The organism is Sulfuricurvum sp., from assembly GCF_028681615.1.
Classification (GTDB): domain Bacteria; phylum Campylobacterota; class Campylobacteria; order Campylobacterales; family Sulfurimonadaceae; genus Sulfuricurvum.
On record NZ_JAQUHV010000001.1, the window covers coordinates 477,400 to 503,521 of the forward strand.

Below are 26,122 nucleotides of genomic sequence, written 5' to 3' on the forward strand. Positions count from 1 at the left end.
ACCGCATTGCACTACTTTTTTTCCCACACTTTGTCTATCCATTCCCCCATTTTCGCTTCATACCCACTGTTTTTAAATTCGACGAATTTGAGTGGTTTCGAGAGATATTTTTGATCCACCCATCCGCCGAAGTCGTGCGGATATAGATACCCTTTGTGCTGTTGGCGCAAATGTTCGGGGATATTAAGAATAACACCGTTTTTGACGGCTTGCTGCGCCGCATTTATGGCGTTATATGCCGTATTGGATTTAGGTGAGGCACACAGGAAAATGACCGCTTGCGCAAGGATAATCCGGGATTCCGGATAACCGATCATTTTAACGCTCGTCATCGCCGAAGTGCAGAGGGTAAGTGCCTGAGGGTTCGCATTCCCGACATCTTCGCTTGCCAAAATCACAAGACGGCGCGCGATAAATTCCGGCGGTTCTCCCCCTTCGATCAAACGGGCGAGATAATAGATCGCCGCATCGGGATCGCTTCCCCGGATACTCTTGATGAGCGCAGAAGCGAGATCGTAATGCACCCCCGCTTCCGAGCTACCCAATGACTGCGCAGCAGGACGGAGCGATTTGAGCAGTTCCAACGTTATCGGTTTGTTCAGCGCGGTTGATACTTCGAGAAGTTTGAGCATTGCACGCGCATCTCCCCCCGAACCGGCTATCAGATATTCACGTGCATCCTCTTGCATTTCCACCTTGGTGCGCACTAACAAATCGGCTAACGCTTCATGCGTAATCGTGTGAAGTTCAAACAACAGCGAGCGCGATCGCATAGCGGCTGTAAGGGAGAAATAGGGGTTTTCCGTTGATGCACCGATCACTAACACACTGTTTTTTTCCATAACCGGCAGTAACACCTCCTGCTGATTTTTTGCAAGGCGGTGAACCTCATCGATAAAAATCAGAGGCTTTGTCAGTGAATTTTCGTATTGGTCAAAAATCTTGCGGAGCTGTTCAATTTTGAGAGAAGTTGCATTAAACTCATAAAAGGGAAGACCCATTACATCGGCGATAATCCGTGCCAGTGTCGTTTTACCGCAACCGGGAGGACCGTAAAAAAAAGAGTGGGTGAGAGTTCCCCCTTCGCACAATGAACGCAAAGGGGCATCGGGCGAACAGAGGTGAGGCTGCCCTACCACATCGTCAAATTTTTTTGGACGAAGCAGATAGGTAAAGTCCGCCACTTTTAGCCTGCAATTACTTTGATAATGACTTCGCGCGCTTGACGGGGACCGTCAAATTCGCCGAAGAAAACACCTTGCCATTTCCCGAACATCGGACGACCCTCAAATACCGGGATAGTGACCGACGCACCCATGCGGGAAGATTTGAGATGTGCCGCAGCATTGTCCCCGACGTGAGAATATTTCGCATCACTCGGAATGACAGTAGAGAGTGCCGTTAACAAATCCCGGCGAAGGTTTTGATCGGCATTTTCAAATAAAAAAACGCTTCCCGTCGTATGAGGGGTGAAAACGATACAGATCCCCTCTTTGATCCCTGATTTGATTACGGCTTCTTTTACTTCCGCACTGATGTCCATGAGCTGTGTTTTATGACTGGTCGGGAATTTAAGTGTTTTCATTTTTTGTTACCTCTTTCAAAATTTTTCTCAGGTTTGTATTTATTCGTACCGAAAGGTTCATTGGACGGCTTCGGCTTGACCTTTGCCTTGTCTTTTACGAATGTCTTTTTCGCCGGTTTGGCATCTGATTTTTCGAACACTTTCGGAGCTTTTTTTTCATTTTTTTGTTTAATTTTTTCCGCTTTTTCTACGGCATCCAAAAATTCTCTCAACGATGTGTATTCGCTTCTCTCCAAAAAGCGTACTTTTCCGGTCGGAAGATTATTGAGTTCGATTCCTCCGAAACTGAGCCGTTTCAAGTCCACGACTTCCGCACCGAAATGGGCGAAAAAACGGCGCAGTTCACGATTCTGTCCTTCGCCGATAGCGACTTTGAGAATGGAGTAGTCGCCTTGGTCTTTTTGTACCTGATAGGCATAGAACGGCGCGAAACTCATAGGACCCGCATCCGCATGCTCGTGCGCTCCGGCACTCGCATCTTCAAGTTCCAGCCCTTCACCCATGGCGATCTTCATCCCCTCGGTAACGGGACCTTTGATCTTGATTTTATAGACCCGTTCCATTTTGGAGGTCATCAGTGCCGTCGCCACCCGTGATGCGTCGGTCAGCAGAAGCAGCCCCTCGGACGCAAAGTCGAGACGACCGACAGGGATGTAATGACGATATTGTTTCGCGAGTGAATCGTAAATCGTTTTACGCCCCTGCGGATCTTTTTTTGTCACCAGTTCGCCGCGCGGTTTGTTATAAACGATAACCGTAAACTGATCGTTCGGAACAATCTTGTTCCCGCTGATCATGACATTGGCGGTACGTTCATCGACCTGCGTAGCCGGATTGGTTTCGATTTCACCGTCAATCCGCACGTATCCGTCTAAAATCGCCTGGTCGGCTTCGCGGCGTGAATAGGTCGAATAGTGGGCGATAAATTTGTTAAGTCGCATCATGAGATACCTGCTTCCACGAGTGTATGAAGATGCAATGCACCTTGGATTACGCCGTTAGTGTCGGTCACTACCAGCAACTGGATTTTTTTGTTTTCGATCAGTACCAATGCATCACTGGCAAGCATAGTCGAGTCATCGATGACGAGAGGGTTTTTCGTCGCATATTCTTTCGCGGATGCATCTAATGAGAATGTCTCACTCATCAGCGCCCTGCGAATATCACCGTCACTGAGCAGCCCGGAGAGTTTCCCTTCGCCGTTTGTGAGCATTACCGTCCCCAAACGCCCTTCGCTGAGTTTTAAAATCGCCTCTTTGAGCGGGGTATTTTCATTGACGATCGGAAGATCCGACGTACGCATCAAATCGGACACTTTGACAAACAGACGTTTCCCCAGCGCACCGCCGGGATGAAACGAGGCAAAATCTTCTTTTTGGAAATTACGCGCCTTCATCAAACACACCGCCAACGCATCCCCCATAGCGAGAGTCAACGTGGTTGAGCTGGTAGGTGCGATATCGAGCGGACACGCTTCATGCTCAACATTAATATTGATCACTTCATCGCTGTATCGTCCAAGCGTCGAAGCGGCATTTCGGGTCATCCCGATCAAAGGGATGTCAAAACGCTTGATATGCGGCAGGATGGAGCTCAACTCCGGACTCTCACCGCTGTAGCTAATCGCCAAAACCGCATCTTCTTTACCGATCATCCCAAGATCGCCGTGCAATGCTTCGGTAGGATGAAGAAAAAAGCTCGGTGTTCCGGTCGAGGCAAACGTCGCAGCGATTTTAGCCCCGATAAGTCCTGATTTTCCGACTCCGGTGATGACAAGTTTCCCCTTACACTCTAAGATTATTTTGACGGCACGCTCAATTTCAGCTCCGAGCTTTTCAGCGCCTTCACGGAGAGCTTGTGCTTCAATTTCAAGTGTGTTTTTGGCTATTGCGATATAATCGTTGTTCATAAAGATAATTATAGCCGAAATAGGCTTTATTTTCCCGTCATTGCGGGAATAACTATCCAAAAAGGTACTTTTAGAATGCAAAATATTTTTGTTGAAGTAACCTCGCTAGACAAACGGTGCATAGAAACATTTGCCCTTAGCGAAGAGGTGATGATGGAACATGCCGCAAATACCATTGCACAATTGATTCGCTCTCGCTTTACCCCTCATTCCTCTCTCCTCATCGTCTGCGGCAGCGGCAATAACGGTGCGGACGGATTGGCTTTGGCACGGCTGCTTGAGGGAGAATACCGTGTTACGGTACATCTTCCCCTCGGTGCAAGTTCACCGCTCGCACACCTTCAGCGTGAGCGTATCGAATCGCTAGGGATGAAACACTCTTCCGTAGAAGGTGATTATGACATTATCGTCGATGCACTTTTCGGCAGCGGGCTCAATCGCCCGCTCGGTCCGAGTGCGGTTGAGATTATTGAACAGATGAATAGTATGAGCGGAGCAAAAATCGCCTGCGATGTCCCCAGCGGACTCTATCCCGACGGTACATTCGGAAATAGTGTTTTTGATGCCGATATCACCGTCACGATGGGAGGGCTCAAACGTTCATTATTTAGCGATTCCGCCAAAGAGATCACGGGAGAAATACTCGTTGCCAACTTGGGAGTTCCTCGCCATTTCTATGAGACTGAATCCTCATGGAAACTGCTCGAAACTACAGATTTAAACCTGCCCCATCGAACCCATGCTTCAACCCACAAGGGGAGTTACGGCCATTTAAGTGTTGTCTGCGGAGAAAAAATAGGCGCTTCGGTCATTGCCGCTTCTGCAGCTTTGCGTTTCGGCACAGGACTCGTCAGTATCATCAGCAATGAAAATGTCACTATTCCGCATGAATTGATGCAAAGCCATTCGCTCCCTTCTGGGACTACCGCTATTGCTTTGGGAATGGGTCTTGGAGAAGAATTTTGCGACGATGAGTTGTCTCAGCTCTTGGACAATACCCATCCGATGATTTTGGATGCCGATATTTTTTACCATCCGATATTTCCAGACCTTTTAAAACGCCCGAATATCGTCCTCACTCCGCATCCAAAAGAGTTCACCCAAATTTTACGTCTTACCGGCATAGCCGACATCGATGTGAATACACTTCAAAACGACCGGTTCGGCTATGTTGAGCAATTTTGTGCGGTTTATCCTAACACCGTGTTAGTTCTAAAAGGTTCTAACGTTATCATCGGCGCAGGCGAAGTGTTTTACATCAACCCGCACGGTACGGTCGCATTAGCCAAGGGAGGAAGCGGCGATGTGCTCAGCGGACTGATCGGCGCATTGCTGGCCCAGGGCTATTCACCGCTCGATGCCGCAATACAGGGGTCTTTGGCACACACGATTGCAGCAAAGCATTTTGAAAAAAACAATTATGCCCTCACCCCATTTGATTTAATAGAAAGAATTTGTATTTTATGAAAAGAATTGTAGCCCTCTTTAGCGGCGAGGGGACCAACCTCGCCAATCTGATCGAAAAGATCCATCATAAACACGCACTCATAACGTGCGCCATTACCAATAACCCAAACGCAGGGGGAATTGCCAAAGCCAGAGCGGCTGGAATCCCGGTCGAAATTTGTGACCATACAGAATACGAAAATCGTGAGGAGTATGATGCCGCATTAGTTGAAATGATTCGTGAGTATGACCCTGATTTAGTCGTTTTATGCGGTTTTATGCGGATTCTTACCCCGGTATTTACCTCACAAATTCGTTCTATCAATCTTCACCCCTCCCTCCTCCCCGCCTTCAAAGGCGCCCGTGCGATCGAGCGGAGTTTTGAAAGCGATGAAAAAATATGCGGCGTCAGTGTTCACTGGGTCACCGATGAGTTAGACGGCGGTGAAATCATTGTTCAACGCTCGTTTACCAAAAGCGCGGATGAGACGCTGGAGAGTTTCACAGCAAAAATTCGTTCCATCGAACACGAAATTTTACCTCTGGGGATTATGAGTCTTCTCAAAGATTCCTAACAGAATCCTTATGTTATAAACCCCACATTAATCTCCAAAGGAGCCAATTTTATGCACACTTTACAAATCGGAAAATATACTCTCGGAAGCCGTCTTATCGTCGGAAGCGGCAAATACGACTCCTTTGAAACAACCAAAGCGGCAACCTTGGCTTCGGGCTCGGAGCTGATTACCGTTGCGGTACGTCGTCTCAATATCACCAATCCGAACGAACCTAACTTGCGTGATACGTTTGCCGGAACCAAAGTGAAGTTTCTACCCAATTCTGCCGGATGTACCACTGCCGAAGAGGCAATTACCCTGTTTCGCCTCACCCGCGAAGCGACAGGGATCGACTTAATCAAACTCGAAGTAATCGGGGATACCCAAAAAACGCTCTATCCCGATGTATTGGAAACTATCAAAGCATGTGAAGTATTAGCAAAAGACGGCTTTACGATCATGGCGTACACCAGCGATGATCCGATTATGGCGCGCCGTCTCGAAGATGCGGGTGCTCATGCGATCATGCCGCTTGCCGCACCGATCGGTTCTGGGCTCGGAGTCCAAAACCGTTATAACATCGTGTTTGTACGCGAAGCGGTTAAAGTGCCGATTATCGTCGATGCAGGAATCGGATGTGCCAGTGATGCGGCAGTTGCAATGGAGCTCGGAGCAGACGGCGTTTTGACCAATACGGCGATTGCCCAAGCGCAAAATCCGATGATGATGGCGGAAGCAATGAAGAATGCGGTAATTGCAGGGCGTTTGAGCTATTTAGCGGGACGTATTCCGAAACGCCCGTATGCCACTGCGAGTTCTCCCGTAGACGGAATGATCCAGTTTTAATACTCTAATACTTTTCTTTTTCATAAGAAAAGTATCAAAAGAAAATCGCCCTCACCCCAGAACGCTGGCGGTACGCTTTGCCCTTCGGCACGCGACCTTGCTCTTGGTGTGGTGTGAGGGCAAAATTATTTCTATAAAAAAATCCCCGTGATCCATTACATAGAGCCGTTCCGAAGGCAGTAGTGCCGAGAGGAACGAGCGTTCTTGGATCACAGTATGATCTTTTGGTACTTTTCTGACTAAACAGAAAAGTACATATATATCAAACTTCTATATAATCCAAATCTTTATGAAACGTATCGTGCGTTAACACCAATGCGATAATCGCCAGAGTAAACGAAACCGCTCCAACAATCGCCCCCGCATATAACACCCCGACACTCCCTTTCAATAGTATAAATGAAGAGGTGATCGGGACTACCGCACCACGAACAAAATTAGGGACGGTCGTTGCAACTGTAGCGCGTATGTTTGTTCCGAACTGCTCCGCCGCCATCGTGATGAAGAGGGCCCAATAGCCGCAGAAAATACCCAGGGCAAATACCACAATATAAAATTGTTCGGCACTTGCACCTTGAAGCGTATAGTAATAGAGGACGCTTGCGAGAGAGAAAGCCATAAAAAGTGAAAACGCTTTTTTACGGCTTTTCATGATTTGAGAGAGATAACCGCTCCCTAAATCACCGATTGCCAAACCGATATAACAGTACATTAACGCTTTCCCTGCAGTGACATCTCCTGTGATTGCCAACGCTTTGGCAAACTCCGGTGAAAACATCACCAAAATACCGACTACGTACCACAGTGGTATACCGATGGCTATGGCCTTGATGTATTTGGTAAATAATCTTTTGTGGGTAAAGAGGGCAAAAAAATCGCCCCGCTTGACATCATCACTGACATGATGTTTAAACATTCCCGATTCTGTGACTTTGAAACGCAGCACGAGAAGCATAAAGCCTAAAACTGCCCCGAAGATATAGGCATTGCGCCATGCGAAATGTTCCGCGACCAAATCTGCCGCAACAACACCTAAAACACCGAAACTGGCAATTGTCATGATCCCGTAGCCACGGAGATGTTTCGGAAGAATTTCCGCCACGAGAGTAACACCTGCCCCCAACTCGCCCGCCAAACCGATACCGGCGATAAAACGCAGAGCCGCATACTGTTCGACATTGGTGACAAATGCATTGAGCAAATTGGCCAGAGAATAGAGGATAATCGAGGCAAACAATACCGATAGCCGCCCCCTTTTATCTCCCAATATTCCCCACAAAATACCTCCGATGAGCATCCCACCCATTTGCATGTTGAGGATAATCGAACCCCAAGAGGTGACGGCGTCTCCGCTAAGACCGAGTTCTTGGAGGCTTGCAACACGTACAACTCCAAACAAAATCAGATCGTAAATATCGACGAAATACCCCATCGCGATAACGATGACGGGGAGAATTAAAACTTGCCGTACAATAGAAAGTCGAGAGTCAGTCATTAAATCCCTTTAAATCGTAATAACGCCCATAAGATTGAGCATAACAAAAATTAGTGCGACAGGCGCAACATAGCGGATATTAAATCTCCATACGGGATAAAACCATCCCATATGTGTTTTGAGCACCGAGGCAACACGTTCTTTTTCCATAACATGACCTACGAAAATCGCCATAATCAATCCCGCAAACGGCAGCAATACCGCTGAAGTGATGTAATCCGCCCAATCAAAGAAGTTTTTACCATCCCATGTCAGAAGCGTAGAAGTCGAATCGATTTCCGACATAATCGCAACGATCCCGAAAACATAAAAGAAAAGTCCCATCGATACTGCCGCTTTAAATCGGCTCATATCCCAACGGTCGATTAGATACTGCACCATCGGTTCAACAAGCGAAACTGCCGAAGTCAATCCTGCAAAAGCAAGCGCAAGGAAAAATAGGATCGAAAGGATATTTCCTACCCCACCCATCGCATGAAAAACGGTAGGAAGCGAAATAAAGACGAGGCCGGGACCTTTTGCAGGCTCAGCACCATACTGAAATAAAAAGGTAAAGAGAAACAGACCTGCCGCAAGCGCAATCAACGTATCAGCAGCAATAACGAACAACGCTGAACGGACGATATTGCTCTCCTTGGGAAGTGACGCTGAATAAATCATAATTGCACCCATACCGAGAGAAAGGGTAAAAAATGCATGCCCAACCGCTACTGCAAACGCTTCCGAAGTAAGCTTGCTCCAATCGGGGACAAACATATAGGAAACCGCTTTGCTAAAACTCTCCATATTCATCGCATAAATAAGCATCCCTCCGATAATAAGCATCAATGCCGGCATTAAAATCAGGTTGAATTTTTCAATCCCCCCCTTAATCCCACGGATCAAAACACCTGTCGTAATCAAAAATGCAATCGTATGAAAGAAAACCTGTCCGATCATATCTTGCTTTAAAAACTGGTTGTAAAGGCTCTCCGCTTCCGGAACAGTAGCCGGCAAAGTTCCAAAACTCAAAATAATATAGTGAAAAATCCATCCGATAACGACAGAGTAATAAAACATCACCAATGTTCCGGAAAGTCCCATGAAACCGGCATATTTCCATTTCTCTTTATGTCGCGGAGCCAACTCTTCAAACGCGCCGACACCGTCACGACGGCCTAGATATCCGATCATCATCTCCGCAATCATGACCGAAAATCCGACAAACATCACTGTAAGAAGGTAAACGAGAACAAATGCCCCACCCCCATATACGCCGGTAATATAAGGAAATTTCCAAATATTTCCCAACCCTACAGCTGAACCTGCCGCCGCCATTAAAAATCCCCATCGGCTAAAATGTGCTATTTTCATTCTCTTCCTTCAACTGTTTATCTGCGAATCTATTAGCAAAATCGGTTCCTTTTAGACAAAGAACTATGAGGATTATAGCAAAATTGCAAAAGCTATTGACATCCGAGCAATTTTAAATTATAATTTCGCCTCACTAATTTAGCTCACTCGAGTAAAGTTAGATGAAGGTCGGGGCGTAGCTCAGTCTGGTTAGAGTACTTGGTTTGGGACCAAGGGGCCGGAGGTTCGAGTCCTCTCGCCCCGACCATGTTTTTTTTCTTTTTTGTATCATTTCAAACAGATTCTTTATTACAGATGGTGGGTGTAGCTCAGTCGGTTAGAGCATCAGGTTGTGGTTCTGAGGGTCGTGGGTTCGATCCCCATCACCCACCCCATTTGTTTCTGGTTTGAAACACCTTTGATACACGATGTTTTAGAAGGCGATTGTGCGTTCGTAGCTCAACTGGATAGAGTAACGGACTTCGGATCCGTAGGTTATAGGTTCGAACCCTATCGGGCGCACCATATATACTCATGCGTCCTTAGCTCAGCTGGATAGAGCAATGCCCTTCTAAGGCATCGGTCAGAGGTTCGAATCCTCTAGGGCGTACCACCTTAGACTTTTTATGTGCGGATGTGGTGAAATTGGTAGACACGCCAGACTTAGGATCTGGTGCCTAACGGTGTGAAGGTTCAAGTCCTTTCATCCGCACCATCAATCGATAAACCCCTATTTTTATGGGCATCGGTAGACTTTCTTTAACAATAAATCAACTAACTTTTCTACTTAATATTTACTCGGGTTACGGTTTGGGTTACGGTTTTCCCTAATAATTCATAATAAATCAGCGTAAAATCTCTTTTTATCTCGTTACCTTTTGAAACGCGTCTCATCTATTTCCATATTTATTTCGATGTATTATTAAGTTATACTAGACGCATGGAAATTTTCATTTTATTTTTTTTATTGTCTCTTGGGGCTTGGATTTTATTCAAGAATAAAAAAGCACCTATTGAAGTTACGAATATACAAAGAAGTACGTCCACTAATAAGCTCAATAGTCAAAACTATGCTGCTTATAAAGAGTTCCAAGATGTAATCATTGGCTACATGGCTTCACCAACACTAAATGATTCATATTTTTCTCTTGAGTCCTTAAACAACTATACAAAAATTTATCATACGCCCGATGAAGTGCCCCTGCAACCTACTGAATGCGTTGTCCCAGTCACAAAACTTTATGATCCTTTAAAAAAGTCATTTTTGCCATATTCCCTTTTAGGTGTCAAGGGTAATAGCAATGGGAAATTTTCTAGTGAAGTTTTTTATCAATTTTTAATTTCACTGTACACCTATGTTTGGATTGATAAGGAATATGGAGATACTAAGTGGAAAATGGAAATGCTAGATTCTTTCTACAAATCATCACCTGAATATTCATCAATAAAACAGCATATTTTTGGCAACAAACCAATATCAAAAGTTTGGGCGAAATGGGAGCTTTCTAAAATTAGCGGAATTGGAGATAAAACAGCCGATCTTCTTATTGAAAACAAAGTTTATTGTCTTGGTGATCTTATCGAATGTTCTGACCAAAAGCTCAAAGATTTTGGATGTAACAAGTGCATCAAAATCAAGAAAGAAATGCTTGAAAATGGAGTTAGAGGCTGAAATATACCCTTTTATAAGGCTTCTATGTTACATTTTACTTTAATGACTTTATCCCCATTGATCGCATCATCTCTTTATAATCCTTCTTGGATACAAAAACGTGATTATCGATCATTTTAAAAATAGAGTTCACCATATTCATGTCAGTAACAAATCTCATCTTATCATTAATACTCATTGGATAGACAACATCATCAAGCCAAAATCTAAGATTATAAAGTATTTCAGCTTGAAGCCGTAAAAGTGAAACATCACTCACCCCTATCTCTATTTTGGTTTTGGATAGGTTGAGAGGCTTAAACGGCTTGATTTTGGGTAACTCTTGGATAAATTCCAGTTTATTCAATCTCATTGAGTTTGACCGTTATCGCTTCTTTTTTACCCGTGTATTCGCACGTAGCGACCAAGCCCGTATCAATGAAAGAGGTTTGTTTCTCTATCCGTTCTAGTTGACTTATAATATCATTCCGCACCGTTGCAAGGTCTTTTAATGTTGCCCCAGTGAAGTCAAAATTCTCTATTGCATCATCGATCTTTTTTAAATGCTTCAAGAGCTGCTCATATTTTGCCTTGACTGTAAATTGATATGTTTCTTTGAGAGTTGCCAGTGATTGGAATTTCATATCATTCAACTCATCTTGGAACAATCGCCCCCACTGTATTAGGGTAGGCTTCGAGGTCTTTAACTCTATAACTATTTTGTCAAAGCTCAAACCACTCGCACGTAACTGTAAAAACTTCTTTTGTTTTTCGTTCATTTTCTCCTCTTTTTGCCGTTTTTTCTTGTACAAACTCACACCCCCTATAAATCCCGATGGAGACGGAGTTTCAAGGATGTTTTACTGAGCCGTTTTTCTTATACACTTAACGCGCGTGAGACTTACGGATATAAGCGTCTGCTTTGAGCATAGCCGATTCGATCATCTCCGACGGTTTGAGAGCTTCGCCATTGCGCCAGTATTGCCCTTTAAATGAATACTCAACACGGGTTAATGGATAACCCAACTTATTTGCTTCTTGCTTATCGTATGCCCTTACTTGGACGTACTGAGGCTTTGGAGGCTGATAGTAAACGGTTGTTTTTTTAAATACTGCTGTACCTTGCCTTTTGCATAGTGACCTATGATCTCTCGTATTGGAATAATCGCACCACTTTAACCCGACTAAATCGATACAACGATCAAAGCGGGATAACTTGATAGGCTCATCCCATACGCTCACAAATTCATCCAGTATCGCGCGTCTTTGGATTGCTCCATCATTCAAGGCGAGTTCTGTTTTCTCATACTGCTGTAATCCATGAAAATGAAGCTCTAAGCCTTTTCCGTTTCCGTACCTAATCATAGGTATGGACTGCCCCCTTTTGTGATGCAAGAGAGCTACAAACACCGCCGACTTTGGTAATGAACGCATCATTAACCGCCTCCATTCTCGTTTCTGTTCTGCTGAAGGTCTGATCGGTGAACATTTCATGATTTCAAGCTGACCGCCTAAAATCTCCTCGATCTTCTTTGCTGTGTATAAATCTGCGTCGCCAGTCGATACTTGCAAGACGACGCTATCAATAGCCGTCACCCGTTGCATATTTAGCGCGGCGGGGGTATAATGTCGGTATCAGATTTCCTGCATCACTCCTGCCGCTATCCTATGGTTAGTCGGCATATCCTAAAAACTTCATAGCCTTTTCTCGATCATTGATTGATCTTAATTTGACCGTTGCCTCTCCAAGTTCCGCCCATCTATCTTTCAAAATTCCTTTATTTACTAAATCACACATATACTGATTAGCATTAGAAATGTAATTAAAATCTGTCGCAGTTTTTTCACCATGATTGAATATGGTTTCTAAGATATGGTACTTATGAGATTTACGTTTACTCATTCCACACCGCCTTCTATGCGTTGAAGCTCACTATAAACCTCAGCCAGTACCTCGTTAGTGGGAATGTTCCCGCCAAATAGGTTAGCAACTGCTTTTAGCACCAAGTAATCAAAACACTCTTGACCGCTAAAGTTATTAGCGTGATCGATTTCATCTATAAAGGTCTGTAGCTCTGTTCTCATGCAGCAACCTTATGACTGTCAATCCATGCATTCAATTCGTCACGGTCGAAATAAACCCGCTTCCCTATTTTAATAAATGGGATGGATCTGTCAAAAATCATCTTTCGTAAAAATGAAACTAATAGTCCAGTGTGTTCGGACGCCTCTTGGATGGTTTGTAAACGTTTTGTCATTTGTGAGCCTTTACGACTCGGTACCGCGTCTTATTATGATTACTTAAGTATTGATATTATGCGTCAGAAGCAATGGGCTTAGGGGTACTTTTTTTTGCACCCTAACGGGGGTTAATTATCCAGCTTTATTTGCTGAATATCTCACATGAAGTTCTACGGCTGTCTGGTATTGAAACTCCATTTTGAGGAAATTATTTATTTCTATACCTTCTTTATATTTATGATCGTATTGGAAATATCGTTCCAGTAGTTCATTAACTACATTCAAAATCTTTTTAGTAGGTCTAATCTTATCCGTTAATTCTACGCTCAAATATGATGCAAGAAATAGAAAATTATCGTATATTCTATTTTTAGTAAGTTGCTTTAATTTCTCATATTTAGTGATCTTAGCTACAAACGATTGCAATGCCTTTGCTGATTGTTCATCGCCCATATTCTTTGCAAGGTCTATTAGGTCGCTTGCGTTGTTGATATGTGTATTAAGAAGTTTGCTTTTTTTCTTACCATTCCACTTTTCCATCGGTACAACGCGCGTGTTGTAATAGTGAAATAATAAATCAGTGTATTCTATAACGGGTAATAGATTAACCAGCATCTCATCATCTATGCAGGACGTTCGGCATTGTAACGCCCGTTTCAGTGCATCGGCTCTAAGGTTAGATTGATACAACCCTTCATCGTTCCATTCGGCTACAGAATCGGGAATATTATCTCGACATATAAACCCTTTGGGGAATGAGGCTTGAAACTGATCTATAATTTCATTGTATCCCATAATTACCCCTCCACTTCTGCATCTATTACAACGGTAGCCTCTACACTCATAAACTGATTAAGCACCGTTTCGACTACATGGGATTTTGTTGCAAGATTGATATTCGAATAACGTGCCGTTGTTGATTGATCGGAATGTCCTAATGCTTGACCGATTGAATGGAGACTTAACCCAGCGTTGGCGGCGGCGTATCCAATGAGGTGACGTGTGTCATGTATCCGCATCTTTTCTATTCCAGCGGTTTTGAGTAATTCCGCCCACTCATGGCGCGGGTTGGATCGCTTTACTGCTCCCCGTGTTGGTGTGAACACTAAGCCCTCTTTTTGTATTCCCATAAGCTCCAGCGCATTAAGTAAAATCAGCATTAACGGATAAGTCTCATTTCGTCGTGCCTTGTTTGTCTCTGATGGAATCTCATAATAACCCGCTTCGATATGTATCCACTCCCAGCGCAGTGATAGGACTTCATTCAATCGTCGCCCAGTAATTAAAAAGGAGAATAGCGCCCTATAAGTGGGATCGGTGTGAGTGATGATAGCTGTAATGAGTTTACGCGCTTTGTCGGATTCGATCTCGAAATATTGCTTATTATCATATCTTGGAACGCTCAATTTTTTAGCAGGGTTTTTGACAATATAATCATGCTCGATTGCATACTCAAACATCGGACGGCAATAATCGACGACGGTATCCGCTGTCCTCGTTGCTTTGCCTAATTCTAAAATAGTGTTGATAATCTTCTGCAAGTGGGCGGCAGTGATTTTCTTGATTTCAGTTTGTCCGATAACGGGACTAATCCATTTTTCGACAAAATAGCGGATCTCTTTTAAATACTTAGGACTGCTTTTGTGTGTTTTGCTTTCCAGATACTCATCGAATAATTTATCAAACGTAATCTTTCGGACGGCTTGGAGTGTACCGTCTTTAAACGCGGTCGCCGTCTGCTCTAGTCCATTCGCTTTGAGTTCGTCAAGTGTTTTGCGTAGCGTTCGTGATCGGTCGGTTATGGTAACGGTTCGACGTGATGAACTTTTGCCATTATGCACCCGTATCACCACTTTAAACGGCTTATCTTTTGGAAGTCGTTTTGATAGCTCTTCGACGGTGATCTCTTTTACTTCATCGAATAGATTGCTTTCATCTTTGAATAGCATCCCTTTGTAATCTGTAATCTTGATCGCGTTGTCTGTCGTTGCCATTGTCGCCGTCATTGTTTGAGCTTATTAATATAAGGGTTACGGTTTGGGTTACGGTTTTCCCTAATAATTCATAATAAATGGTAGCTAACTATAACTTAAGTAATCCCGTAAAATAGGGGTTAGTAGTAAATGATAATAGATTAAGATAACGCTATTCGCCAGACTTAGGATCTGGTGCCGCAAGGTGTGAAGGTTCAAGTCCTTTCATCCGCACCATCACTTTTTAAATGCCTATTTCAGGCACTTCTTCATGAAACTTCTTCTATTGTGACCAAATTTATCTCTTACCCCATGGCTTCATCAAACTGATTTACTTTTTCCATCGCTTCTGCAATGATCGGTTCCAGCCTCGCATAATCAATATTGTATTTTTTCAAGAAATGTTCAATCCCCTCATTATCAGCCATCTCAACCGCACGGACTGTTGTAAGCAATTCCCCGTAAAAACCATCTCCTTCAAACAATGCTCTCTCAATTTCAGGAGCTACGTTAAGCCGTTTGAGGATATCTCTATGAGGAATATGAAAGAGTAAGTGTATCAATGAAAGCATTCCTACAAAATAGGCCGTAGCCATCTGTTGTTTGCTAGGAGACGGTGTCATCAAAGCTAAAAGCTTGGTCATAAGCTCTGTCCGGTTTACAACCATAAGGAGCAGAGGTATCGTATTTTCATCCGATTCCTGTGCCTCTGAAAACATCAAGAGCATTATCCAGTGCGAAAGCGGTTCCCGTCCCATAAGGGTCAAGACATGGCGGATAGATGAGACGGGATTTCGGAGAGAAAAAACCGCTGAATTGATAAAACGGATCAACTTGAGACTGACCATGTGATTAAGTTCAAACGCTTTTACCAACTCATCGATGGAAACATCTCTCTGCAGCATGTTCCACAGGTTGATTACAGACTCTTGATCAATAGAAAACGAAGGGTTTTCAAGCACTCTGGGTTTGGATATAAAATATCCCTGAAAATAACTAAACCCTTTTGCCACACATTCCGCGTGGATCGCATGCGATTCAATTTTCGATCCGATTACGATTAACCCCTGATTTTGAAGCTTTTCGACATCATCGCGCTTGATCCGTCCGCTTCTTGGAATATCAATTTTAAGATACTCTAAATAAGGGAAAATAGGGGCAAATTTCTCAATATTTTCCGGAGTATATGCAAAATCATTCAAGGCGAACCGATATCCTTGCCCAGAGAGCTTTGCCAGATGTTTACAAAGAGGAGGGTCAATCGCAATGTCTTCCATGAGAGCATAAACAATCCTCTCTTTCGGGAGCAGATCAAGCAGTTCATGGAACACAAATCGATAGTCGGCACGGATAAATCCAATCCGTTTCCCCAATATCCGATCAACTCCGAATGAACTTTGAATGTCGTTAATCAACGTTGCGGTTGCCTGAGGCGTATTATTTTGCCCTGAATAAAAAAGATCATATGCAAAAAGAGCCCCTCTCTCATTCACAATAGGTTGACGCCCGATATAGCTATTTCCCATAACCCTTAATTCCCTTCGACTAATACAGCGGACGGTTCGTAAAAATAGTACCCTTGTGAGGCATCGATACCAATCTCTTTGACTCGTTTAAATATCTCTTCATTGGCAACAAACTCAGCAACCACGTCAATCCCCATTTCATGCGCAAAATCACAAATATGCTTAACGAAAATCTGCGCATTTCGATCATGCGGCAGATTTTTGATCAAGGAAGCGTCAATTTTAAGCGTGTCAATGTTCAGTTTGAGCAAATGATCAAAATTCGAATATCCCGAACCGAAATCATCGATAGCAAAATGACATCCGATCGCTTTAAAACGATCCACAAACGCACTCACGGAAGCATAGTTTTCAATCCCTTCGCTTTCCAATATTTCAAAAATCATCAATTGCCCTACTCCGTTATCGCTAATGACTTGTTCCAGGTAATCGGCTAATTCAGGGTTTACAAGGTCTTGGGTCGAAAGGTTCAGACTCACAGGCAGTTTAGACGTTTTAAAAACTTCCACAACTTGTTCAATCATAATTTTTGTCAATTCGGGATAGAGCTTCGTTTTTTTTGCAATGTCTAAAAAGAGATAAGGAGAGCTTACACTTCCATCTGCCTCAATCAGACGCATCAGGGCTTCGTATTTGATAATCGCACCGCTGTGATTATCGACAATCGGTTGAAAATAGGGAACTATGCGCGCTTCTTCAATGGCCTCTTTAATCCGCTTATACCAAGCAATGTTGTTCTCTTGCTCATGCTTGGATTCGGACGAAAAGATTTCCAGACTGTGCCGCTGCCGTTTTGCCAGTTTCAGTGCCGCAGTCGCATGTTCCAAAACTCTGTCGCTCAACCTAGCAACTCCGACGGTAATCGTAAGGACTATCTCAATTCCCTCAATCACGAACGATTCTTTTTGCGTCGCAACAATCAACTCTTCTAAAAAAGTTATAAACAAGTTAAGCTCACTGCAGTGGGAAGCAACCAATGCATACTCGTCACTTCCCATTTTATAAAGAGCAATATTTTTCTGTGAAGCTATCTTTAGGCGAAGCCAGTGCCCGTATCCGCCTAAAATAGCATCTCCGATTGCAACCCCGTATACTTCGTTAATATCACCGAATCGGTCAATATTGATAATGGCAAGGGCACAGACATCCTCTCCACGTAACGCTTCAACCAAAGTAAATCGATTAGGCAAATCGGTAATTTGATCAGTTGTTAGATGGTATCTGAGCTGTTCGCGCTGACCAAACGAATGCATTGCAAACCCGATATCTCCTGCTAATTCCTCAAGCATACTTATCTCTTTGGGCTCAAATCCCTCTGAACGTTTCGCATATAGAGTCATCACGCCTAACGGTGAAGAATCCATAGCGCTGACCAGCGGAAGTGAAATGACCGATCCGTATCGCCCTTTTTCTGCAATAAAACGCCATGCTCCCCATGAACTTTCATGCTCCAAATGCTCGATAACGACCGTTTTGTTCTCTCTGATCGCCCGAATACTCGGATCCCCTTCATCAATTTTCATCCCTTCAAACGTGGTTGTCATTTTTGGATACAAATATCCCGTAGAATCGTTCGAATACGCTTTAAGTATCAGTGCATCTTTCTCTTTCAGTGCAATGTGACATAACTCATATCCCGGATGTTCGGCCAAACGCTGACACGAGTCTTCTAACAACTCATCAATATTTTTAGCGGTAATCAATAGTTGATTAATATCGGCAACCGTACGAAGTATTCCATCCAGATAGCGTGATTCGTTCAGAGCATCTTGAAGATGGTTTTGCTGGGTTTGCATTGAATGAAAAGTATCAAACAATGTCTGATCAAGGATGGAGAGTTCTTCGATCAAATATTTTTCCTGTGCTCCGTCTTGATTTTGTGCACGCCGTGTTATCCGCTCAAGCGGTCCAATTACGAGCCAACGAACACCGCTTAACACACTTAAAGCAACTACTCCCAAAATGAGAAAGAGGATTGTTCCGTATAACATTGCCATATGATTGAGCCGTTCAAAAATAAATCCTCTGTCTAAATCGATCAGTAATACGGCTGTCTTTTTTTCTGCCCCTGAGTAATAGTTCAGTTCGCTTGAATAATGGAGCTGCTCATCCTCTACCAACTCTTTTGAAATAGTTGATAACGGAACATACCCCTCATCGATCAATTTTCCGGTTAACGAACGTGAAGAAGAGACAGCAATACTGTTACCGTCCATTGACAAGGAAAGTACCCCAAATGCGCCGTCGATTGCACATGCTTGATCCAATAGAGTTTGGATAGTTTCCAAACGATTTTGCTGGAGCGATTTTTGGATATCTTCTTCCAGACGAAAAATATTTTGATTTATATTTTCAGAAATATAGTTCAGCGTTCCAATCCGTTCAACATAATAAAAACTGCCCGATAAAGTCCCGATAATCAGAAAAAAACCGATTAGGCTTAAAAAAGCAAACCGTTGTATTTTCATGGTAACAACCTATCGGTTTTGACATGCTGCGTATTCAGATGGGTAATGATTTCTTTAGGCACTTTTGCATACATCCACTTTATCTGCTTCGTACTGGACATAAACTCTTCGTAACTCTGCCCCTCCAAATATCCTTTGATCGTCTCATAATATTCTCTCGGATTGCTATTGAAATGCTCCACCGACAAGGCAAATAGCTCTCGTAAATGGGCAAACTCTTTTGCTCGTCCCAGGACTACCTGTTCATTTACAAAAAGAGCATCAACAACGAAGAAATTTTCCATACTTCGAGTCGATGCGATAGGCTTAAAGCCTTTTTTGATTAACTCTGAAAGATACGGCTCATATGAGATGATTATGATAGGTTTTTTGCCAAATTCTGTCGTAGTAATACTTTTCTGGGAGGCATCCATTTTGCGGAACTTACTGCTATCCAACCCGTACTCAGAAATGAATGCTTCAAAAAAATCATCTTGCAACGATCCTTGTTCTATATATACATCGACACTCTCTTTAGAAAAACGGATTTCTTCTATCGAGTGGTTTGAGACGATTGCATCCGCGCCGAAAGAGCGATCGATCAAAAAAACCGGTTTGATAGTATTGGCATGTTTGAAATGCAGTAATTCATATTGGGTTGCGGTAAAACCTTGTGTAAATCCCCGTTCATACAGACGGGCATTATCACTCAAATCAACCAGCCAAATGAAACGAAACGGGGTATTCTCCAACCACCCTTTTTCCTGAGCGTATATAAACGGGGTAAATCCAACCCACGGATTGGTTGATATTTGAATTTTCGAAGATTCAGTCGAACGGTTCACGTAAAAATATATGATGGCTGCGGCACTCATCAAAAGAACCAAGACAAAACCCAATACGCGCACTTTTTTCACTCCTATCTCTTTTCAATATCAACATAAGTAAATAATAATACACTATTTCTTTATAAATGTTCTAAAGCATTTTTTCATCTTGCATGAGAAAGAAAAAATTACGTTTCATTCCCTTAATGCTACAATTGCATTTATCTAGTATTTTTGGAGTCTCATGCGTCTTTTGATCAGTTTATTTCTCGGATTTATATCTTTGTGGGGGATAGACGGGTACAACGGTAAAAGTATTATTATTACCCTCCCTTCGCCTGCGGGAGTCGTTTCCATGAATGAACTGAACGTCAGCGTTTTATCCCATCCACTCGATCCGACCAAAGGGATCGTCTTTCTTCCGATTGATTATTATACGCCTAGCGGTGACATCAATCTTACCTGGATTTCCCCGGGAAAAATCACTCCTCTAACGTTAAACGTCCAAAGTGCCCCATATCCTATTGAAACACTTAGCGTTGATCCTGCGCTCGTATCTCCTCCTCCGGAGGCGTTGGAGAGAATTGCCCGTGAACGTGCGGAAGCGATGGCGATTTACGGGCACTTTACCCCGATACGGTATTGGAACAAACCTTTTATCAAACCGATCGAGTCGATCATTACCAGTGAGTACGGTTCTGCTCGCACTTATAACGGAAGCCTCAAAAGCTATCACGGCGGAGTCGATTTTAGAGCCAAAACCCCTACACCTATTCTGGCCTCAAACGATGGTATCGTTGTCCTTACAGAGGAACGCTATTACTCCGGAGGGACGATTATCATCGATCACGGGGAAGGGCTGTACACCTGCTACTTCCATCTCAGCCGATTTGATGTCAACGTGGGTGATTACGTCAAACAAGGACAGCCTATTGCACTGAGCGGTGCTTCCGGCCGTATTACAGGGCCTCATCTTCATTTTGGGATTATGGTACACGGGATCCAAGCCGATCCTTTGGATTTACTCGCACAAATCGATCAATTATTTCAAACGGCTAAGATATCTCAATGAAACGGGCGTTCATCATCAGTGCGCTCCTTACAGCCCAATTAAGTGCCTTTTCGACCACTAACATCCAATATCTCTACGGAAATTTTGAAGGTCCTACCTTCCTCGATACCCAAAGCGGAAACAAGCAGACAGTAACCATAGAGCATTATCGGACATTTGAGTATGGGGATTTGTTTACTTTCGCCGATTACGTACACGCCCCGAAAGGGCTCCGTTTTACCGATAAAAAGAATGATCTCTACGGTGAATTTTCCCCCCGCTTAAGCCTCAATAAAATTGCGGATATTGCACCTTCCGAGGGGCTTGTAAAAGAGTGGTATACCGCATTTCAGTACAACGGTTCCAGTACCTATCATGCATGGCTTTACGGAATCGGGAGCGACTTAAACATTCCGGGGTTCAGCGTATTTGGACTCAATCTCTACCGAAAGATCCAAGATGTGGGAATCGATACCTATCAGCTCTCGGCAAACTACTATGTTCCTTTGGGTGAACGTTGGCATTTTGAAGGATTTTCCGACTGGACGACACGAGATTTTTTAAGCCAAAACCAGCTGTTGTTTGATCTTGCGCCGAACATTGGAATATCAAAAGGGAAATTAGAAATCGGAACGGAGTGGCATTACTACCATGAAAACAGTTATCATAGCGATAACGATGTCTTTCAGGCAATGATTAAATATGTGTGGTAAATTAGTCTTTTTTCATTGCGGCCCATACAAAACCGCCTAAACCGACACCGACAACGAGCACTAAAAACACGATTTGAATCCAGTCCATTCCGGTCATATCACTTCCTTCAATTCTTTTTCTTTGAGCTGTCCGCATGCCGCACTGATATCCAGACCTTTGGAATCGCGAATGGTACAAAGTACCCCGTGTTTGATCAGATACTCTTGAAACGCCACCATATCGGCACGGGTCGGACGCTGATAATCAGACCCCTCATACGGGTTAAAATAGATCAGATTCACTTTGGCTTTGATGCCGTGTAACAGTTTGACCAGTTTTTTTGCCGATCCAAGATCGTCATTTTTATTTTTGATAACCAAATATTCAAACATTACCCGTTTACGGGTATCGATCGGAAACCGTTTTACCGCATCAATGATGGAGGCGATATTATACGCTTTATTCATCGGTATCAATTCACTGCGCAGCTCATCATCAACCGCATGAAGCGAAATAGCGATGTGAACGCCCAAATCCATCGCACCGAGCTTATCGATTTTCGTACTCAACCCGCTTGTGGAAACCGTTTGCCGTTTCCCCGAAATCGATAATCCCTCTTCGTCTTTGAGAATAGTAATGGCTTTGGCCAGATTCTCGAGATTATCGAGCGGTTCCCCCATCCCCATATAGACGATGTTGAGACGGCGGTGTGCGGCGAGGTTGTTGTCCATTTTGACTGCCAGCACCTGCGCTACGATTTCCCCCGCACTCAGATCACGGGTAAATCCCCCTTTTGCCGTCAAACAGAATGAACACCCCACTTTACACCCGACCTGCGTCGAAACACAGACGGTATATCGTGCTTCGTGTTCGATATTTCCTTCTTCGTCGATGCTCTCGTCCTTCATCTTGAGCCATACCGTCTCGACGGTCTTACCGTCACTCAGTTCGAAAAGATATTTGATCGTCCCATCGGTGGAACACTCTTTACGAGCAATTTTGAGGGGCATAATTTCATATTGGTTTGCCAGCTCTTCGCGCATCGCTTTGGGGAGATTCGCCATCGACTCAAAACTCGTCGCATACTGATGATAGATCCAGCCCCAAATCTGTTTGGCACGAAAGGAAGGTTTCACCACGCTAGCGAGTTCAGCTTTGGTGTAATCCAAAATACATAATTTAGGCACGAATCATCCCTTTGTTTACCAGATGTTCACGAAGCAATACTTTTGCAAACCCATGGTTAGCGATAAAGTCACGATGGGCATTCGCGTCACAATAATTCGTAACACAAAAAACGCCTCCCGCCGGAATACCAAAGACTTGTGCTACACGCATAACACTAAAAAACTCCATGTTTTCGAGTCCCATACCAAGTGCTCTCATTTTTACCATAGCATTTTCGCTGGTAGTAATGTAATTCGAGGAGTTGACGATAACATCCTTGATCTGCTCCGTTTGTGCCGATACGACATTGTCGATCGGAGTATAGGCACTTTTATCTAAAAACCCTAACTCGATGTTAGCCGCTGTTTTAGACTCGATAATCTCATGGATTTTGTGTTCGCCATAACTTCCGGCACTTCCAACAAAAAGGATAAATTCGGGTTTATGAACCAAACAGTGACGAGTCAAATTGATCGCACTGTCAATCAAACCTACACCGATAGGGATAGCAAAATCAAACGTCTCGTTATTACCGGCACAGAGAATCATCACACACCTTATTGTTAATTAAATCGAAGAATACTACTTTTAGATTTAGACCTTGATTTGATTTACAAGTTGATTCTTTGAAATAGTGAAAATGGGTTCCTTGCACTTCTTTACTTTTTGGATAAATCAAATACATATCTTTGCATTCCTCGTATTTTGTGCCGTATGCGTAAAGCTGATACATATCACTTTGCGTGACACCATTGTTTGTTTTCTCTTCGTCTAAAATTTTCCATTTGGTATCGGCAATGATCATCTGCCCATTGTGATGAATAACGATATCGGGTTTGAGTCTAAATTTCCCCGAACCGTTTTCATACGCCAAATGGTGTGTTTTATCCTGAGTAGTGATATGCTCATACTGTCGGCGCAAATATGCCGCTACATAGCTTTCAAATAGTAAATTCATATCAAACAAAAGTGCGAACGAAAGATCATCTCCTTTGTAAGGGCTAAAGCTGTTATTCTCCAAAAATGTTTTGCACCAAATCAAGACTTGCTCATAATCTCTCATCTGTCGATTGAGTTTTACTTTAGAGAAATCTATTTCAAAATCCACCGACGGTGAAATCGAATCGAATACAAACAAAAATTCTCGAATTCGTTGCTGATTACGGTTAGAGGAAGAGCGTTTATAAAGATATTGCAACGAGGTTTTGATCAGCCTATTTTCAATACGATCACTGCTAAACTCTGCATACTCGACAAAAAAACGCTCTTTATGAATAAAGTTATATTTGATATGCTCTCCCATTTTGAGCTTCCCTTTGAGAAAAGAGAGATTCTCTTCGCGGGCAATGTAATCGCTTTTGATTCCACGCTGAACGATTTTGGCAAGCTCATCCAAAAACATCGTAATAAATATCTCAAACAAAGGCATTTTAGCACTCTGCAAATGTGCCGAATTAAAACTTTTAAAAGGGGAGTTTCGGACCGTCCGAAGCATTTTAAACAAAATCTCTTTTGCTTGTTTCGGATCGTCGTTTTGAGCGATTTTAGGGAGAATTTCGATGGTCGTGCCGTCTTTGGTTTGGATCACTCCCACAAAATTTTGTGCTTGCAATACTTTGCCAAAACCTTTTTTGGTAGTAAGTTTGAAATATTCAACGGTCGGTTCGTTTTCGAGCACGAATTTTTCAATCGCTTCAAAATTTTGACGTGTGATAAAATGAGGTCTTTGCTCATCTTTACACTGTAAAAATTCGTACTCTTTGATAATCATGATTGCAGTTTTGTGTAATCAAAACTCTCTTTGATCGAATAGATGAATTTTTCATCTTCGAGATAGTCATCGGGTTTATAATCAAAAATATCCGATTTTACTTCTCTTTTTTCGATAAAGCCATCACCCAATACCATTAAAATCTTTTCCCAATCGTCGTAAAAATATTCCTGCAAAAGAGGGAAAATTTTGTTACGCATCACATCGTCTAAATCTGCTTTGCTTTTAACGTCGATAAAATAGGCATGCCCAATCGTGTGATCCCGATCATAGAGATATTCGACACGCTGATTAATTGTTGAGAGAATTTTTTTGAGATCAATCCCCTCAATCATTTTGTCATTTAGCGTTTCCAAATCGGGCATCATCTCTTCAAAATGAAACCGTCGGCGTAACGCCGTATCCATGAGCGCAATACTACGATCTGCCGTGTTCATAGTTCCCATGATATAGAGGTTTTGAGGAACACCAAACTCTTCATTACTATAAGGGAGTTGGAGCTTGATCGCTTCATCTGCACCGATACGCTTACTCGGTTCAATCAAAGTAATAAGTTCTCCGAAGATTTTAGAAATATTACCGCGATTAATTTCGTCGATAATAAGAATGTAGTTTCGTTTTTCTTGATCAAGATTGAACAAATTATTTTCTACAGAAATCTCTTTCCAATCGGTATAACCGTTTGATTGTCTTCCGAGAATCACCGAAGATGCTGCACTCATACTTTGGAAAATATAATCCTCTTCCATAATATAAAACTCTGCTTCTTCTTTTAGTTTGGCATGTTCTAAAAGTTTGTTTTTCAGTGCAACATAGTTGTAATTTTCAAATGATGCGGCTTGACCTTTACGGATTTTTGAGCCTTTTAATACTCTGTAGGTGTTAGCATCTTCTTCGATCATTTCAGCTTGGATATTCAATGTTTTAGCATGAAGGAAAAATTTTCTTTTACTTGAAATGGGATTACTGCTTTTGGTGTAATTTTCCAATGATGTTTTAGACATTCTTTTAAAAATTCCATCTTTAACAGCGTAAATCATCTCTTCGCCGTCTTCATTTCCCTCTTCTCCGACGGGTATAGCTCTGATTCCTTCGACAAACTCTTCATACCCGTAGCTTTGATGAAATGTGACAAACTCTATTTGTCCCGATTTGCGGTACTCCTCAAATTTGGCTTTTGCCTCTTTTCGCTCACTTGGAACATTTCCATCGATAATTGCTAACGCTTTGTTAATTGTGTTATAGGTTTTTCCTGTGCCGGGAGGACCATAGAGAATTTGATTTAGAGAAAAAACAGTTTTCTGTTGATTTTTTTGTTGTAAAAATTCAATATATTTCTTGATTGCAGCACTTGGTTGTCTGTTATAAGTCTGTTCATTAAATTCAAAAAGATCACCATTACGAAGAAGTCGATGATATAGAGTACTCAACCAATCAATATCTGTAGTCTGAAAAATTGATACAAATGAATCACCTTTCTCACCTAACTCTCTTAATTTATTAGGTAATAAATTATTCATTGATGATCTAATATAGTCATCTATAGAAGATTTATTTTTGACTGTAGTAGCGGCCCATTCTCTAAATTTTTTTTGTAATTCTTCC

Annotated in this window: 27 protein-coding genes and 5 tRNA genes; 11 read left to right on the forward strand and 21 right to left on the reverse strand. The window is 42.8% G+C overall.

All coding sequences use genetic code 11. The features are described 5' to 3' along the window. Positions 1-11 precede the first annotated feature (11 nt). The 4 genes from PHE37_RS02495 to PHE37_RS02510 are packed head-to-tail and all read right to left on the reverse strand — an operon-like array spanning position 12 to position 3,494. Positions 12-1,184 (reverse strand): replication-associated recombination protein A, encoded by a 1,173-nt coding sequence (locus PHE37_RS02495; RefSeq protein ID WP_300008162.1) that lies wholly within the window; start codon positions 1,182-1,184, stop codon positions 12-14. A gap of 2 nt (positions 1,185-1,186) precedes the next feature. After that, the gene (locus tag PHE37_RS02500) at positions 1,187-1,585 is read right to left on the reverse strand and encodes a secondary thiamine-phosphate synthase enzyme YjbQ (protein ID WP_299995312.1); all 399 of its coding nucleotides are present in this window, start codon (positions 1,583-1,585) and stop codon (positions 1,187-1,189) included. Next, positions 1,582-2,529: a pseudouridine synthase gene (locus PHE37_RS02505; protein WP_299995310.1), complete on the reverse strand. Its 948-nt coding sequence runs from the start codon at positions 2,527-2,529 to the stop codon at positions 1,582-1,584. Before PHE37_RS02505 ends, PHE37_RS02500 begins: the two co-directional genes overlap by 4 nt. Then, a complete protein-coding gene (locus PHE37_RS02510) occupies positions 2,526-3,494 on the reverse strand; it encodes a KpsF/GutQ family sugar-phosphate isomerase (protein WP_299995327.1) in 969 nt (322 codons plus the stop codon). The genes PHE37_RS02505 and PHE37_RS02510 overlap by 4 nt, the downstream gene beginning before the upstream one ends. Positions 3,495-3,569: 75 nt before the next feature. Here PHE37_RS02510 and PHE37_RS02515 point away from each other — a divergent pair, with 75 nt between their 5' ends. Genes PHE37_RS02515 through PHE37_RS02525 form a run of 3 tightly spaced genes read left to right on the forward strand, consistent with a single transcriptional unit; the run spans position 3,570 to position 6,343 of the window. Further along, positions 3,570-4,961, forward strand: a complete 1,392-nt coding sequence (locus PHE37_RS02515) for an NAD(P)H-hydrate dehydratase (protein ID WP_299995309.1) — start codon at positions 3,570-3,572, stop codon at positions 4,959-4,961. Beyond that, positions 4,958-5,515 (forward strand): phosphoribosylglycinamide formyltransferase, encoded by a 558-nt coding sequence (gene purN, locus PHE37_RS02520; RefSeq protein WP_299995307.1) that lies wholly within the window; start codon positions 4,958-4,960, stop codon positions 5,513-5,515. The genes PHE37_RS02515 and purN overlap by 4 nt, the downstream gene beginning before the upstream one ends. 51 nt (positions 5,516-5,566) lie before the next feature. After that, positions 5,567-6,343, forward strand: coding sequence for a thiazole synthase (locus PHE37_RS02525; RefSeq protein ID WP_299995306.1), 777 nt, complete (start codon positions 5,567-5,569; stop codon positions 6,341-6,343). Between the two features lie 262 nt (positions 6,344-6,605). On the opposite strand, the gene PHE37_RS02530 is transcribed toward PHE37_RS02525, so the two are convergent. Further along, a complete protein-coding gene (locus tag PHE37_RS02530) occupies positions 6,606-7,838 on the reverse strand; it encodes an MFS transporter (protein WP_299995304.1) in 1,233 nt (410 codons plus the stop codon). 9 nt (positions 7,839-7,847) lie between these two features. Further along, a complete protein-coding gene (locus PHE37_RS02535) occupies positions 7,848-9,191 on the reverse strand; it encodes a sodium-dependent transporter (RefSeq protein ID WP_299995302.1) in 1,344 nt (447 codons plus the stop codon). A gap of 169 nt (positions 9,192-9,360) precedes the next feature. Here PHE37_RS02535 and PHE37_RS02540 point away from each other — a divergent pair. From PHE37_RS02540 to PHE37_RS02565, 6 genes are all read left to right on the forward strand, one after another. Continuing rightward, positions 9,361-9,438, forward strand: a tRNA-Pro gene (locus tag PHE37_RS02540). A gap of 50 nt (positions 9,439-9,488) precedes the next feature. Next, a tRNA-His gene (locus PHE37_RS02545) sits at positions 9,489-9,565 on the forward strand. A 53-nt stretch (positions 9,566-9,618) separates the two neighbouring features. Further along, positions 9,619-9,695: transfer RNA gene (locus tag PHE37_RS02550), tRNA-Arg, on the forward strand. Positions 9,696-9,706: 11 nt separating this feature from the next. After that, positions 9,707-9,783 (forward strand) — tRNA-Arg (locus PHE37_RS02555). Between the two features lie 17 nt (positions 9,784-9,800). Next, positions 9,801-9,885 (forward strand) — tRNA-Leu (locus PHE37_RS02560). 225 nt (positions 9,886-10,110) lie between these two features. Further along, the gene (locus tag PHE37_RS02565) at positions 10,111-10,842 is read left to right on the forward strand and encodes a hypothetical protein (RefSeq protein WP_299995300.1); all 732 of its coding nucleotides are present in this window, start codon (positions 10,111-10,113) and stop codon (positions 10,840-10,842) included. 34 nt (positions 10,843-10,876) lie between these two features. Here PHE37_RS02565 and PHE37_RS02570 read toward each other — a convergent pair whose 3' ends face one another. The 11 genes from PHE37_RS02570 to PHE37_RS02620 all read right to left on the reverse strand — a co-directional run bounded on the left by PHE37_RS02570 (position 10,877) and on the right by PHE37_RS02620 (position 19,925). Beyond that, positions 10,877-11,194, reverse strand: coding sequence for a hypothetical protein (locus PHE37_RS02570; protein WP_299995298.1), 318 nt, complete (start codon positions 11,192-11,194; stop codon positions 10,877-10,879). Further along, a complete protein-coding gene (locus PHE37_RS02575; RefSeq protein ID WP_299995296.1) occupies positions 11,181-11,600 on the reverse strand; it encodes a hypothetical protein in 420 nt (139 codons plus the stop codon). The genes PHE37_RS02570 and PHE37_RS02575 overlap by 14 nt, the downstream gene beginning before the upstream one ends. A gap of 106 nt (positions 11,601-11,706) precedes the next feature. Continuing rightward, positions 11,707-12,258, reverse strand: a complete 552-nt coding sequence (locus tag PHE37_RS02580; RefSeq protein WP_299995294.1) for a hypothetical protein — start codon at positions 12,256-12,258, stop codon at positions 11,707-11,709. A gap of 235 nt (positions 12,259-12,493) precedes the next feature. Continuing rightward, a complete protein-coding gene (locus tag PHE37_RS02585; RefSeq protein ID WP_299995292.1) occupies positions 12,494-12,724 on the reverse strand; it encodes a hypothetical protein in 231 nt (76 codons plus the stop codon). After that, entirely contained in the window at positions 12,721-12,906 is a 186-nt protein-coding gene (locus tag PHE37_RS02590; protein WP_299995290.1) for a hypothetical protein, read from the reverse strand. Before PHE37_RS02590 ends, PHE37_RS02585 begins: the two co-directional genes overlap by 4 nt. After that, positions 12,903-13,079: a helix-turn-helix domain-containing protein gene (locus PHE37_RS02595; RefSeq protein ID WP_299995289.1), complete on the reverse strand. Its 177-nt coding sequence runs from the start codon at positions 13,077-13,079 to the stop codon at positions 12,903-12,905. The genes PHE37_RS02590 and PHE37_RS02595 overlap by 4 nt, the downstream gene beginning before the upstream one ends. A gap of 115 nt (positions 13,080-13,194) precedes the next feature. Beyond that, positions 13,195-13,857, reverse strand: coding sequence for a hypothetical protein (locus PHE37_RS02600; RefSeq protein ID WP_299995287.1), 663 nt, complete (start codon positions 13,855-13,857; stop codon positions 13,195-13,197). Positions 13,858-13,859: 2 nt separating this feature from the next. Continuing rightward, positions 13,860-15,056, reverse strand: coding sequence for a site-specific integrase (locus PHE37_RS02605; protein WP_300008164.1), 1,197 nt, complete (start codon positions 15,054-15,056; stop codon positions 13,860-13,862). Between the two features lie 284 nt (positions 15,057-15,340). Further along, on the reverse strand, positions 15,341-16,561 hold the full coding sequence (locus PHE37_RS02610) for an HDOD domain-containing protein (RefSeq protein ID WP_299997573.1): 1,221 nt from the start codon (positions 16,559-16,561) through the stop codon (positions 15,341-15,343). Between the two features lie 5 nt (positions 16,562-16,566). Then, the gene (locus PHE37_RS02615; protein WP_299997576.1) at positions 16,567-19,029 is read right to left on the reverse strand and encodes a GGDEF domain-containing protein; all 2,463 of its coding nucleotides are present in this window, start codon (positions 19,027-19,029) and stop codon (positions 16,567-16,569) included. After that, entirely contained in the window at positions 19,026-19,925 is a 900-nt protein-coding gene (locus tag PHE37_RS02620) for a hypothetical protein (RefSeq protein WP_299997579.1), read from the reverse strand. The genes PHE37_RS02615 and PHE37_RS02620 overlap by 4 nt, the downstream gene beginning before the upstream one ends. Positions 19,926-20,079: 154 nt before the next feature. Here PHE37_RS02620 and PHE37_RS02625 point away from each other — a divergent pair, with 154 nt between their 5' ends. Together PHE37_RS02625 and PHE37_RS02630 are read left to right on the forward strand one after the other, a co-directional pair. Continuing rightward, positions 20,080-20,907 carry a M23 family metallopeptidase gene (locus PHE37_RS02625; protein WP_299997583.1) on the forward strand — a complete coding sequence of 276 codons (828 nt, stop codon included), beginning with the start codon at positions 20,080-20,082 and terminating at the stop codon, positions 20,905-20,907. Continuing rightward, on the forward strand, positions 20,904-21,599 hold the full coding sequence (locus PHE37_RS02630; protein WP_300008166.1) for an outer membrane protein OmpK: 696 nt from the start codon (positions 20,904-20,906) through the stop codon (positions 21,597-21,599). Before PHE37_RS02625 ends, PHE37_RS02630 begins: the two co-directional genes overlap by 4 nt. Before the next feature lie 93 nt (positions 21,600-21,692). On the opposite strand, the gene rlmN is transcribed toward PHE37_RS02630, so the two are convergent. From rlmN to PHE37_RS02650, 4 genes are read right to left on the reverse strand one after another with little or no spacing between them, the layout of a single operon-like run. Further along, on the reverse strand, positions 21,693-22,766 hold the full coding sequence (gene rlmN, locus PHE37_RS02635) for a 23S rRNA (adenine(2503)-C(2))-methyltransferase RlmN (RefSeq protein ID WP_299997429.1): 1,074 nt from the start codon (positions 22,764-22,766) through the stop codon (positions 21,693-21,695). Continuing rightward, on the reverse strand, positions 22,759-23,295 hold the full coding sequence (locus PHE37_RS02640) for a purine-nucleoside phosphorylase (RefSeq protein WP_299997426.1): 537 nt from the start codon (positions 23,293-23,295) through the stop codon (positions 22,759-22,761). The genes rlmN and PHE37_RS02640 overlap by 8 nt, the downstream gene beginning before the upstream one ends. After that, on the reverse strand, positions 23,276-24,517 hold the full coding sequence (locus PHE37_RS02645) for an McrC family protein (protein WP_299997423.1): 1,242 nt from the start codon (positions 24,515-24,517) through the stop codon (positions 23,276-23,278). Before PHE37_RS02645 ends, PHE37_RS02640 begins: the two co-directional genes overlap by 20 nt. Further along, the gene (locus PHE37_RS02650) at positions 24,514-26,037 is read right to left on the reverse strand and encodes a DUF4357 domain-containing protein (RefSeq protein WP_299997420.1); all 1,524 of its coding nucleotides are present in this window, start codon (positions 26,035-26,037) and stop codon (positions 24,514-24,516) included. Before PHE37_RS02650 ends, PHE37_RS02645 begins: the two co-directional genes overlap by 4 nt. Between the last annotated feature and the right edge of the window lie 85 nt (positions 26,038-26,122).

Bases quoted from the DNA above. Each gene is read 5' to 3' on its own strand.
- PHE37_RS02500 (WP_299995312.1), bottom strand. From the start codon at position 1,585: ATGAAAACACTTAAATTCCCGACCAGTCATAAAACACAGCTCATGGAC.
- PHE37_RS02505 (WP_299995310.1), bottom strand. From the start codon at position 2,529: ATGATGCGACTTAACAAATTTATCGCCCACTATTCGACCTATTCACGC.
- PHE37_RS02510 (WP_299995327.1), bottom strand. From the start codon at position 3,494: ATGAACAACGATTATATCGCAATAGCCAAAAACACACTTGAAATTGAA.
- PHE37_RS02515 (WP_299995309.1), top strand. From the start codon at position 3,570: ATGCAAAATATTTTTGTTGAAGTAACCTCGCTAGACAAACGGTGCATA.
- purN (WP_299995307.1), top strand. From the start codon at position 4,958: ATGAAAAGAATTGTAGCCCTCTTTAGCGGCGAGGGGACCAACCTCGCC.
- PHE37_RS02525 (WP_299995306.1), top strand. From the start codon at position 5,567: ATGCACACTTTACAAATCGGAAAATATACTCTCGGAAGCCGTCTTATC.
- PHE37_RS02530 (WP_299995304.1), bottom strand. From the start codon at position 7,838: ATGACTGACTCTCGACTTTCTATTGTACGGCAAGTTTTAATTCTCCCC.
- PHE37_RS02535 (WP_299995302.1), bottom strand. From the start codon at position 9,191: ATGAAAATAGCACATTTTAGCCGATGGGGATTTTTAATGGCGGCGGCA.
- PHE37_RS02565 (WP_299995300.1), top strand. From the start codon at position 10,111: ATGGAAATTTTCATTTTATTTTTTTTATTGTCTCTTGGGGCTTGGATT.
- PHE37_RS02570 (WP_299995298.1), bottom strand. From the start codon at position 11,194: ATGAGATTGAATAAACTGGAATTTATCCAAGAGTTACCCAAAATCAAG.
- PHE37_RS02575 (WP_299995296.1), bottom strand. From the start codon at position 11,600: ATGAACGAAAAACAAAAGAAGTTTTTACAGTTACGTGCGAGTGGTTTG.
- PHE37_RS02580 (WP_299995294.1), bottom strand. From the start codon at position 12,258: ATGATGCGTTCATTACCAAAGTCGGCGGTGTTTGTAGCTCTCTTGCAT.
- PHE37_RS02585 (WP_299995292.1), bottom strand. From the start codon at position 12,724: ATGAGTAAACGTAAATCTCATAAGTACCATATCTTAGAAACCATATTC.
- PHE37_RS02590 (WP_299995290.1), bottom strand. From the start codon at position 12,906: ATGAGAACAGAGCTACAGACCTTTATAGATGAAATCGATCACGCTAAT.
- PHE37_RS02595 (WP_299995289.1), bottom strand. From the start codon at position 13,079: ATGACAAAACGTTTACAAACCATCCAAGAGGCGTCCGAACACACTGGA.
- PHE37_RS02600 (WP_299995287.1), bottom strand. From the start codon at position 13,857: ATGGGATACAATGAAATTATAGATCAGTTTCAAGCCTCATTCCCCAAA.
- PHE37_RS02605 (WP_300008164.1), bottom strand. From the start codon at position 15,056: ATGGCAACGACAGACAACGCGATCAAGATTACAGATTACAAAGGGATG.
- PHE37_RS02610 (WP_299997573.1), bottom strand. From the start codon at position 16,561: ATGGGAAATAGCTATATCGGGCGTCAACCTATTGTGAATGAGAGAGGG.
- PHE37_RS02615 (WP_299997576.1), bottom strand. From the start codon at position 19,029: ATGAAAATACAACGGTTTGCTTTTTTAAGCCTAATCGGTTTTTTTCTG.
- PHE37_RS02625 (WP_299997583.1), top strand. From the start codon at position 20,080: ATGCGTCTTTTGATCAGTTTATTTCTCGGATTTATATCTTTGTGGGGG.
- PHE37_RS02630 (WP_300008166.1), top strand. From the start codon at position 20,904: ATGAAACGGGCGTTCATCATCAGTGCGCTCCTTACAGCCCAATTAAGT.
- PHE37_RS02640 (WP_299997426.1), bottom strand. From the start codon at position 23,295: ATGATTCTCTGTGCCGGTAATAACGAGACGTTTGATTTTGCTATCCCT.
- PHE37_RS02645 (WP_299997423.1), bottom strand. From the start codon at position 24,517: ATGATTATCAAAGAGTACGAATTTTTACAGTGTAAAGATGAGCAAAGA.
- PHE37_RS02650 (WP_299997420.1), bottom strand. From the start codon at position 26,037: ATGAATAATTTATTACCTAATAAATTAAGAGAGTTAGGTGAGAAAGGT.